Source organism: Sulfurimonas marina (assembly GCF_014905095.1).
Lineage (GTDB): Bacteria > Campylobacterota > Campylobacteria > Campylobacterales > Sulfurimonadaceae > Sulfurimonas > Sulfurimonas marina.
The window spans coordinates 121,197-131,589 of sequence record NZ_CP041165.1 but is presented as its reverse complement, the minus strand read 5'-3'; the positions used below and the strand labels follow the sequence as shown (position 1 = coordinate 131,589).

The 10,393-nt window shown below is 35.3% G+C and carries 10 protein-coding genes; 4 read left to right on the top strand and 6 right to left on the bottom strand.

Translation table 11 applies throughout. From position 1 onward, the window contains the following. The first annotated feature begins 1 nt into the window (after position 1). Positions 2-2,725: a bifunctional glycoside hydrolase/polysaccharide deacetylase family protein gene (locus FJR03_RS00685; protein ID WP_193113764.1), complete on the top strand. Its 2,724-nt coding sequence runs from the start codon at positions 2-4 to the stop codon at positions 2,723-2,725. Positions 2,726-2,727: 2 nt separating this feature from the next. Here FJR03_RS00685 and galE read toward each other — a convergent pair whose 3' ends face one another. Further along, positions 2,728-3,741, bottom strand: coding sequence for a UDP-glucose 4-epimerase GalE (gene galE, locus FJR03_RS00680; RefSeq protein ID WP_193113763.1), 1,014 nt, complete (start codon positions 3,739-3,741; stop codon positions 2,728-2,730). A gap of 54 nt (positions 3,742-3,795) precedes the next feature. Between galE and FJR03_RS00675 the strand changes: the two genes are divergently transcribed. Continuing rightward, positions 3,796-4,554, top strand: coding sequence for a peptidylprolyl isomerase (locus FJR03_RS00675; RefSeq protein ID WP_193113762.1), 759 nt, complete (start codon positions 3,796-3,798; stop codon positions 4,552-4,554). Next, a complete protein-coding gene (locus tag FJR03_RS00670) occupies positions 4,555-5,517 on the top strand; it encodes a HupE/UreJ family protein (protein ID WP_193113761.1) in 963 nt (320 codons plus the stop codon). Here FJR03_RS00670 and FJR03_RS00665 read toward each other — a convergent pair. Both FJR03_RS00665 and FJR03_RS00660 read right to left on the bottom strand, forming a co-directional pair. After that, positions 5,514-6,746 carry a sugar MFS transporter gene (locus tag FJR03_RS00665; protein WP_226962141.1) on the bottom strand — a complete coding sequence of 411 codons (1,233 nt, stop codon included), beginning with the start codon at positions 6,744-6,746 and terminating at the stop codon, positions 5,514-5,516. The two genes, FJR03_RS00670 and FJR03_RS00665, sit on opposite strands and share 4 nt — an antisense overlap. Next, complete coding sequence (locus tag FJR03_RS00660; RefSeq protein ID WP_193113760.1) at positions 6,739-7,566, bottom strand: HAD-IIB family hydrolase; 828 nt, start codon at positions 7,564-7,566, stop codon at positions 6,739-6,741. The genes FJR03_RS00665 and FJR03_RS00660 overlap by 8 nt, the downstream gene beginning before the upstream one ends. Positions 7,567-7,588: 22 nt before the next feature. On the opposite strand from FJR03_RS00660, the gene FJR03_RS00655 reads away from it, so the two are divergent. Further along, complete coding sequence (locus FJR03_RS00655; RefSeq protein ID WP_193113759.1) at positions 7,589-8,287, top strand: SDR family NAD(P)-dependent oxidoreductase; 699 nt, start codon at positions 7,589-7,591, stop codon at positions 8,285-8,287. Here the strand turns inward: FJR03_RS00655 and FJR03_RS00650 are convergent. From FJR03_RS00650 to fliD, 3 genes are read right to left on the bottom strand one after another with little or no spacing between them, the layout of a single operon-like run. Continuing rightward, the gene (locus FJR03_RS00650) at positions 8,277-8,531 is read right to left on the bottom strand and encodes a hypothetical protein (RefSeq protein WP_193113758.1); all 255 of its coding nucleotides are present in this window, start codon (positions 8,529-8,531) and stop codon (positions 8,277-8,279) included. The two genes, FJR03_RS00655 and FJR03_RS00650, sit on opposite strands and share 11 nt — an antisense overlap. After that, positions 8,521-8,892 (bottom strand): flagellar export chaperone FliS, encoded by a 372-nt coding sequence (gene fliS, locus FJR03_RS00645; protein WP_193113757.1) that lies wholly within the window; start codon positions 8,890-8,892, stop codon positions 8,521-8,523. Before fliS ends, FJR03_RS00650 begins: the two co-directional genes overlap by 11 nt. Before the next feature lie 50 nt (positions 8,893-8,942). After that, complete coding sequence (gene fliD / locus FJR03_RS00640) at positions 8,943-10,322, bottom strand: flagellar filament capping protein FliD (RefSeq protein ID WP_193113756.1); 1,380 nt, start codon at positions 10,320-10,322, stop codon at positions 8,943-8,945. Positions 10,323-10,393 lie beyond the last annotated feature (71 nt).

The window sequence follows — 10,393 nt, the reverse complement described above, 5'->3', positions numbered from 1 at the left end:
GTTGAAAAAATACCTACTTCTTGTGTGGATTTTTAGTACACTTTTATTTGGTTCTTTACAAGATAAAAGTGCGATAGTTTACTACGGTGATGAGCTCTCTTATCCGATGATTGGTGTTCATGACTATATCATCGTTCAACCCCAACATACAAACACTGTTACACATGGCTTTTCTCTTTATAAAAAGAGTATTTATGCCTATATTAGTATCGGCGAAGTAGATCTTAACAGTAGTGTACACAATGATATCAATAGCTCATGGATTGTGGCCAAAAATGAGGCTTGGAATAGTGATGTCTTAGATATAAACAATAAAGAGTATCAAGAGTTTATATTTACACACCAAATTGATCCTCTTTTAAAACAGGGGTTTAAAAACTTCTTTTTTGATACTTTAGACTCGTACTATTTTTATTCTAAAACACCAGAAAAGATTCAAGAGAGTCAACACTCTCTCGCTAGTTTTATTCAGGAGTTTCACAAAAGATATCCGGATGTAAAACTGATAATTAACCGTGGTTTTGGGATTATTGACGATGTTCACGATGCAGTTGATGCAGTTTTATTTGAATCTTACTATCAAGGTTTAAAAGGAAAAAACCTAGCCTATAAAGAGGTGGATGAAGCAGATCGCATATGGCTCGATAAAAATCTTGAAAAGGTGAAAAAATATAACCTCGATATTATTGCCGTTGATTACCTCTCAGATATGAAATATGCTGATAAGCTTGTAAAAAAGCTTCAAGCAAAAGGGTTTATCCCTTATGTAGCAAACAAAGAACTGGATATCTATGGGAAAAGTTCTAAAAATGCTGTTAAAAGAGAGATTCTGACACTTATAGATGAAAGCAGACTCGATCGCATGCTTCAAGGTGCACACTTTGAGGGTGGTCTTATCTTTGAGTATCTTGGCTATATTCAAAAACTTTACGATATCAATAAAGGTCTGCCTGATCCAAATAAACTAGAGCATTATGCGGGTATAGTTATTTGGCTTGAGAAGTACTATAACGATCGAGATAAACTCTTAAAGTGGCTAAACGAAGTAAAGAAACGAAATATCCCTATAGTTTTTGTGAATACTTTTGCAATTGATGCCAAAGAGGATGAACTTGCATCACTCGGTATTACTATTGAACAGACTAATCTGCCTAAAAAATCTATCCTTCTCCAAAATAAAATGGTTGGCTTTGAGATAGAACCACCTATGTCTAGAAACCCTATGCTTATTCATGTAAAAGATGCAAAAGAGTTACTTACCTATCAATATACAGATGGAAAAACTTCAACTCCTGCAGCGATCACTTCATGGGGTGGATACCTTCAAAATGAAGCTTTTATTACAGCTATTAACAGTGAAGATATGTGGGTAACAAATCCTTTTAAGTTTTTTGAGCAGGCACTAAGACTTCCAAAACTTCCTGTACCCGATCCAACCACTGAAAATGGGAAACGCCTTCTTTTTACACATATTGACGGTGATGGAATTATGAATAAAGTAGAGGGAGATTTCGGGGAGTATTCAGGAGATGTAATCCTCAATAAAATTCTTAAAAAATATAAGATTCCACATTCAGTTTCTGTTATCGGAGCAGAGATAGATCCAAACGGTCTTTATCCAAAGCTCTCAGAAAAAATGATTAAAATAACTAAAGAGATGTTTGCACTTGAAAATGTTGAAGCGGCAAGCCATACGTTTACACACCCGTTTTTCTGGGAAAAAATCATTGATAACAATCTAAGTGAAGAGTACAGGCTAAAAGTAACTGAGTATCAGTTTTCACTTGAAAAAGAGCTCAAAACCTTTCTTGATACTATCAATGAAAAATACTCACCGAAAAACAAATCTAAAAAAGCAAACATTATCTTTTGGAGTGGTGACTGTGCTCCAAGAAAAAATGCTTTAGAGTATATCTATAAAAATAATATTTTGGCAATCAATGGTGGCGATACGACTATTGTCAAAACCAATCCTTGGCTGACTCGCATCTCCCCTTTTGGACTAAAACGTTCAGATTACTACCAGGTCTATACGGGGGCACAAAATGAAAATGTCTATACAAACAACTGGCTTGGACCGTTTTGGGGGTTTAAGCGCGTCACACAAACTTTTGAACTCACAAATTCACCAAGACGTTTAAAACCGATAGATATCTATTATCATCTCTATTCAGGTTCTAAACGTGCATCTTTAGAGGCTTTAAAATATGTGTTTAACTGGGCACTCAAACAAGATGCAATGCCTATCTTTACCTCTGAATATATTCCGAAAGTTATGGATATGTATGAGGTCTCTATGGCAAAAGATGGAAATAGTTGGCTTATTTACGGGATGAATGATTTAAAAACCATACGGTTTGAAGATTTTGATGCAAATGTAGATCTTAATAATTCAGAAGGTGTTATAGGAGTTACACAGTTTGAGAACCATACTTACTTAAGTCTTGATCAAAGAGAAAAACATCTTATAGAGCTCTCTAATGAGGAGAATAATAAAATCTATATGGTTTCGAGTAATGGAAAGCTTACAGATTATAATGAGACAAGCAGTACAAAAAGTTATAGTTTCAGCTCATACGTAGATCTTGATCTGAGTATGTATATAAGTAGCGGATGTAAAATAAGTGCGGTACCAAAAGCCCAAAAACTCTTAAAAGAAGGGGATATAACTACTCTTAAATATAAAAATATAAAAGAGGCAACAATAACACTAGAGTGTGAATAACTCTAGTTATTTTTATATCCGTTAGGATTATTAGACTGCCATCTCCAACTGTCTTCACACATTTCGTCAATTGAACGCTTTGCTTTCCATCCTAGAACAGACTTCGCATAACTCGGATCGGCAAAACATTTTGCTATATCACCCTTGCGTCTTGATGTAATTTTATATGGAATCTCTTTACCAGAAGCCTTCTCAAATGCCTTAACCATATCTAAAACTGAGTACCCTTTTCCTGTTCCCAAATTAACCGTCAAAACATTATCTAATGTATCAATTTTTTCAATCGCTTTTACGTGTCCGTCTGCCAAGTCAACAACATGGATATAATCTCTCACACCCGTACCATCATGTGTATCATAATCATCTCCAAATACACTTAACTGCTTTAATTTGCCCACGGCAGTTTGTGAAATGTAAGGCATAAGATTGTTTGGTATTCCGTTTGGATCTTCACCGATTAAACCTGATTTATGTGCACCTATAGGATTAAAATAACGAAGCAGTACTATTTTCCACGCGTGGTCTGAACCAAATAGATCTCTAAGTATCTCTTCAATAAAAAGTTTTGTTTTGCCATACGGGTTTGTGGCTGAAAGGGGAAAATCTTCTGTAATCGGTGTAGTAAGAGGATCTCCATACACTGTTGCTGAAGAGCTAAAAACTATCTTTTTACAATTGTTTTGCTCCATCACTTCACAAAGTCTTATAGTCCCTATTATATTATTGTCATAATACTCTAACGGTTTTTCGACAGACTCTCCAACAGCTTTAAGTCCTGCAAAATGAATCACGGAATCGATATTATAGAGATCAAATACTTTTTGTAAAGCCTCTTTATCTCTAATGTCACCCTCTATAAAATTCACATCTTTACCGATTATTTGTGATACTCTCGTTAAACTCTCTTTTGAAGAGTTGCAAAGATTATCAAATACTACAAAATCAAGTCCTGCATTACTTAATTCTACGCAGGTATGTGAACCTATATATCCAGCTCCGCCGGTGACTAATATCATCTATAAAACCTTCTTTTTAATATAGTATTTATTATACACTTTATATACTTATATATGATAAATATAACAAAAAAAATTTTTTATGAACCGTTACTGCATTTTTTACTTTTAGGTGCTATCGCTTATTTTTACTTTGATTACTCCCAAGATGTTCAAACGACTATCTCAAAACCTACTCTTACGCTTCAGCACTATGAGCTGGAAAACCTACAAAACACAACACAACTAGAAACCAAAAAACTAGTTTTCGAGTATCTTACATACCAAAAGATACTTTTAGCAGAAGCCTATTCTTTAGGACTTTATAAAGAGAACCCAGAGATAGACAATCTTCTTCTTGAAAAAATGGAGTATCTCTTTAAAAATGATACACAGTTTCAAGAACCTTCCGAAGAGCAACTCAAGAAATTTTATCAAGAGCATCTTAACGACTATAGTAAAGTGAACTCCCTAGATCTTTATATCTTTACATTTAATGAGAATATAGAAAAAAATGTGATAAAAATTCTTCCTACAATTACCGATCTTCGCCCTTATGCCAAAAAATATAAACAACTGACCCCAAATTCGATTAAAGAAAAATTCGGCAGTTATATTGCGCTAAAACTTTCCACTTTACCGGAAGGTTTTTGGAGTGAAGCAATTGAAAACAAACTCTTTTTTATAACAAACAAACAGGTCTCAACACCTTACCCTTTTGAAGAAGTTGAAGGGATAGTTTATGAAAACTATAAAAAAAGCTTTCAAGTAAAAAATGAGAAAGAAGAATACGCTAAACTCTTTAACAAATACATAATTAAAGAACAGAAATAGATGTCTTTTTTTCGTATTGTTTTTCTGCTGACTTTTCTCTCTGTTTTTTTACAAGCCCACCAAACAGGACTCTCATTTCTAAATCTCAAAAAAAACAGTGATGCCACTATAGATGTAGTCTATAAAAAGCCCCTTTCAGATACAAGAGATAAAGATATTTCTATCAATTACCCTTCACGCTGTCTCCAAAATACACCAACACTCAAAAGCATTGAAAACGGCTTTATTATCAGAAAATATCAACTTCACTGTGGGGAAAACGGTTTAAAAGGTACTAGAATTTGGGTAGAGGGACTTGTTTCAAGCGATCGGGGTGTAGTTGTGCGTTATCAGAGTGATGACACTCTTTATAAATCTCTATTAAGAGCTACTACACCTTTTATAGAGTTCAATAAACAAAACACTAAATTACAACTTTTTATAGAGTACCTACAGTTGGGGATCTTACATATCTTGACCGGTTTTGATCACCTCTCATTTGTGATGGGACTACTCATATTGTCTGTAAGTCTGCGTAAACTGCTTTATACCATTTCCGCTTTTACCCTTTCACACTCCATTACTCTAGTATTTGGAATATTGGGTACGTCCACAATTAACATCGCTTATGTGGAAGCAATGATAGCATTAAGTATCCTCTTCTTGGCAAAAGAGATAATGTTAAAACGTCGAACATTTACAAAAAAGCACTTAGGAGTCGTAGCGTTTCTATTTGGCCTGATTCATGGTTTTGGATTCTCTTCAAACCTTTCTCAGATAGGCTTGCCGCACGATGAGATACCCCTTTCACTCTTTTCATTTAATCTTGGGATAGAGCTCGGACAAATAATTTTTATCTTAATTTCCGCATTGGTTTTAAAAGGGATACACAAATTTATTAGTGAAAAAAAGGTAGATACAGCCGTAGCTTATGTAATAGGCTCTGTATCTTCATTTTGGCTTTTGGAGAGGGTCCCTTTTTAATCTCTCCCTATCCTATGCCCTTTAAGTGCATAAAAAAGGATAAAAAGATAACTTACAATCCCTAAAAGGTAACTCAACTGCATATCATTCGTATAAAGAGAGATACGCCCAAAAAGAAGCGGTAAGAGTGCTCCCCCTGCAATAGACATAATTAAAAGTGCACTCGCTTTGGGAGTATGTCGCCCTAAGCCCTCTAACACCAAAGGCCAGATAGTCGGCCATACCAAAGCATTTGAAAGCCCAAGAAGTGCTACAAACAGCACTGTATCAGGGATTGTTTCCATAAATATATGGCTCTCTTTTGGAGTAAAAACAATTAAAAAAATAAATACAATTCCTAAGAGTGATGAGAATGCAAGTGCACTTTTTTGAGAGAGGAATTTTGGAATTGCTATAACACCGACTAGGTATGCAGAGACCATACATGCCATTGTATAAGATGTGAGTATAGTGACATCTTCAAGCCCCAAACTTTGTGCATAAAGCCCGATAGTATCCCCTGCAATCACTTCGATACCTACGTAAAAAAACAGTGCAATTGCACCTAAAACTACATGAGGAAATCTAAAAATACTTACATGATCATAAACATCATCCTCCTCATATTCCACCTCTTTTAAAGGGGAAAAATGGACAAATAAGATCAGTGCCAATAAAATAGAGGCCATAACAAGATAGGGTGTAACCAGCTTCTGCGATAATAGATCTAAATTACTCTCTTGCAACTCTTGAAGTACGGGGATATCTGATAAAATTAATGCAGTAAATACAATAGGTGCGAGAACTCCCGCAGATTTATTTATAAGCCCCATGATACTGATACGACGTGCTGCACTCTCAATAGGTCCGAGTAAAACGATATAAGGGTTTGAAGCACTCTGTAAGATAGTCAGTCCCGTACCTAATACAAAAAGAGCGAGCAAAAAGATTCCAAACTCTCTCATAAAAGCAGCAGGGATAAAAAGTAAACTTCCAACCGCCATCACCAATAAACCTAAACTCATCCCCTTCTTATAACCTGTAAGTTCCAAAAGATATGACATAGGATATGCCATCACCGTATAAGAGATATAAAATGCAAAAGTAACAAACAGTGCTTCAAATTCATTGAGATCGCATAACACTTTTAAAAACGGGATCAGCGAACCGTTTAACCACGTCACGAATCCAAATATAAAAAATAAAACCGCTATGATACTCATAGAGAGAATTGTTGCACTTCTATCCATCTCTTAACCCCTCAAGATATTTTGCAACACCGTCTTCATCGTTACTATGTTGTAAAACGATATCTGCCATTTTTTTCACATCGTCATGGGCATTTGCAACTGCTACGGAAGTGTTAGCTAGATTAAACATTCCTATATCGTTAAGGTTATCCCCAAAAACACTCAAATTATTCAGATCAAATCCTGCTGATTCACTCACACTTGTAATACCGTGAGCCTTATCTGCATCTTTATGTAAAATAGTTAAAAAGTAGCATCCCATATACGCTTCCGGTGCCAGGATATATTTGAGTTCATCACCAAATATCTTCTTAATTCTTTCTTCCAGTTCAATAAGTATCGCTTCATCAGCCATATAAACGATCTTAAAATTATCATCCATTGCACGAAGGTTTTTAAAACCTTGTGTGTGGTCGTCGTTAGCATAACGTTTTAAAATCTCTGTTTGATAGTTATTGAGCGTCGTTGAGTAAGTAAACGCTTCATTGAGCTCTTGATCCACTAAAGAGAGGACAAAGGGATAGATTCCAAGTTTTCCACCCTCTTCGATGATCTCATCGGCCATCTCTTTTGAGACGAACTTAGTATCTACAATCTTTTTATCAGTTGTTGCGATCAATGCCCCATCAAGTAATATCATCGGTGCATTGATACTTACACCCTTTAAAAACTGCATCGTCTTTTTATAAGTTCTCGCTGTAGCTATCGAAATAACGGAATCTTTTTCATAAGAGTTCCATATTTTTTTAGTATAATCACTTACAGATAAATCTGTGCGCAAAAATGTATGATCAAGGTCAGTTATATATATTTTTTTCATAGGTATAGTATAGGGAGTTTTCATGAAAAACGCAATAGTTACAGGTGCAAGCAGCGGGATAGGTTATGCACTAACAAAACGGTTGTTAGCACTAGGTTATAGTGTTATCGGTGTTAGCCGCAGTGTTGATGAGACTCTTTTTGAAGAGCCAAATTTTAAAGCTATGCAGTGTGACTTGAGCGATGAAAAACAAACACTCCAACTGATCGAAAAGTTAAAAAAAGAGGAGATCTTTATATTGATTAATTGTGCAGGATTTGGAGAATTTGCCCCTCATGAAGAGTTAAGTTCCAAAACAATAACGCAAATGACTTTTTTAAATCTCACAGCTCCGATGCTTCTTACAAACGCAACTTTGCGATCACTGAAACAAAACAAAGGCTACCTCCTCAATATCAACTCTATTGAAGCGCTTCGATCGAGTAAATTTGCCGGAGTATACAGCGCTACAAAATCAGGACTCAAAGCGTTTAGTGATGCACTCTTTGAAGAAACAAGAAAGTCTGAGCTCAGCATCACAAATATTAACCCGGACATGACCCAAAGCTCTTTTTACGATGATCTGCATTTTGATGTCAGTGATAATGAGAACTCGAAACTTTTAGCCGAGGATATTGCCGATGCCCTGGAACATATCCTGAGAATGAGAAAAGGGGCAGTTATTAGTGACTATACTATTAGAAGTTTACACTTTGGGATAAATAAAAAGCCTAAGAGGTAATATCTAGGCTATTAATTGAATCTCTTTTAGTAGAGTTTAGAAAATCTATATTCTTTTTTATCTGTTTCATAGAAGTTGCTGTTTCAGATTTGAGTGTCTCTAAAAGCTCTATAGCAGCCTTAAAAAGGTAAATAGCACTTTCTATATCCTCTTTTTTTTCGAGTTGAGGAGTCTCGTCTAAAAGCTTTTCAAGTTGCGCAACATCCTTTTGGATGATAGCAACTTTAAGCTCATTAAGCCACATGTGTAGCATCTCTCCATGCTTCAAGCAACTCTTTAAATACGTTTGTACACTCTTCAAGTTTTTTTGCATCATCGTGCATATTCACATCTAAAAGTAGCGTAATTTGGTAATTGTATAAACCTTTTAAATAGTGTGCAACAGCCCCACCTTCAAAGTTTAAGATAGCTACTAACTCATCAATTACGGCTATAGAACGATTTATCCAGTACACTTTTTTCTCTATATTACCAGCATCCATCGCTTTTTTTGCCAACGTATTAAATCTTAAAACACCTTCATACATAAGTTCTACTAATTTTTCCGATGATTCAATTGCTACATTGTTTTCTGAATAAATATTATGTGCCGCATTTCCATACATTTCAAATCCTTTTGTTAATTATTTATATATCGTCAATCTCAGGAAAAACTTTAGCTACTACTTGCAGCACTTTGTGCATTTACCATCATAATAAATGCATTCGCTGAACTCGTAAATCTTGCTATAAGAGAATCGTAAGCACCCCATTGCTGAGCCATTGTGTCATACTTATTATTCAATCTTTCAATTGCAGTAGCTTTTCTCTCTTCTAAAGATGAGATAGAGTCACTGATACTCGATTGTAGATTATCTAAACTTTTTCCAAGACCTGTATAAGTTTCCACAACATTATATAGCTCAGTAAATGCTCCATCAATCGCCGTTGTTGTACCATCACCGTTATCATAGTCACCGCCTGAGAAGAAAACTTCTACATTCCCGGCATTCGTATCAAGTTTGTCATTCAACACAGTTTTATCAATTGTTAATTTTCCATCTTTATCGATATCAAAACCATATTCATAAAGGTTACTAACACCACCTCCAATAGTATCCATTGCATTTCTAATTGCATTCTGCATATTTCTAATAGTACTATCAGAAGAGAAAAGACCACGTTCATCTGATTCTATACTATTTTTTGTCACCTTGTTTAAATAAGTCATCGCAGAATTATACTTTTCTACAAAACTATCGATTCTCATCATAATCTCATCACGATTTTGCGTAACGTCTACAGTTGAACTGCCAACCTCTTTTAAAGTGATATCGTAACCTGTTATAAGGTCAGTTACATTATTTGAAGTTCTTGTTACCAATTGTCCGTTAAACTCAAACTGCGCATCACTCCCTGTTTGTACAGCTGTCATACCTGTAGTTAACTGTGTCCCTGCAAGATTTCCCGTTGTATCTGTTATAGTAATATCTTGAGTAGTTCCCGTATTTACAGAGTTTAAGAATAAACGGAAATCACCACTTGCAACCTGTACAACTGTCGCGTTTACATCTGCTCCTGCAACGTTATTGATTTCTGCTTTTATATCATCTAAAGTCATTGTTTCATCATAGTTGATTGTATAATCAGTCCCGTTTACATTTAAATTCATAGTCCCTGCAGCAGTTGCTACAAGACCTGCAGTTGTTGCACTTGTAAATGAACCAGACTGCTCAATCTGAGTTGTAGCTAATGAGAGAACATTTAACGTAAAACTTTGAATATCACTGTTTGCAGAAGCCGTTACCTCTACTGATGTACCACTAACACTTGTAGAACGTTCGTCATACAGAGTTGGTGATTTTAGTTCCCAAATACTATCGAATAAGTTTGTCATCGTCGCATCTAGAACATTGAATTCAGCTTGTTTATCTTGTATAGTTAATAATTGTCTTTCTAGCGGATTAATCCTTGCAGCTTCATCTGCAGCTTTTAGTTGGTCTAGTACATCCATCGTTAAAACACCCGATCCTAAACCTAATGAACTAATTGCCATGATAGATCCTTTTTCTTATATATATTATTCTTTAGGGATCATATCGACACTTTTATTAAATTCTTTAACAA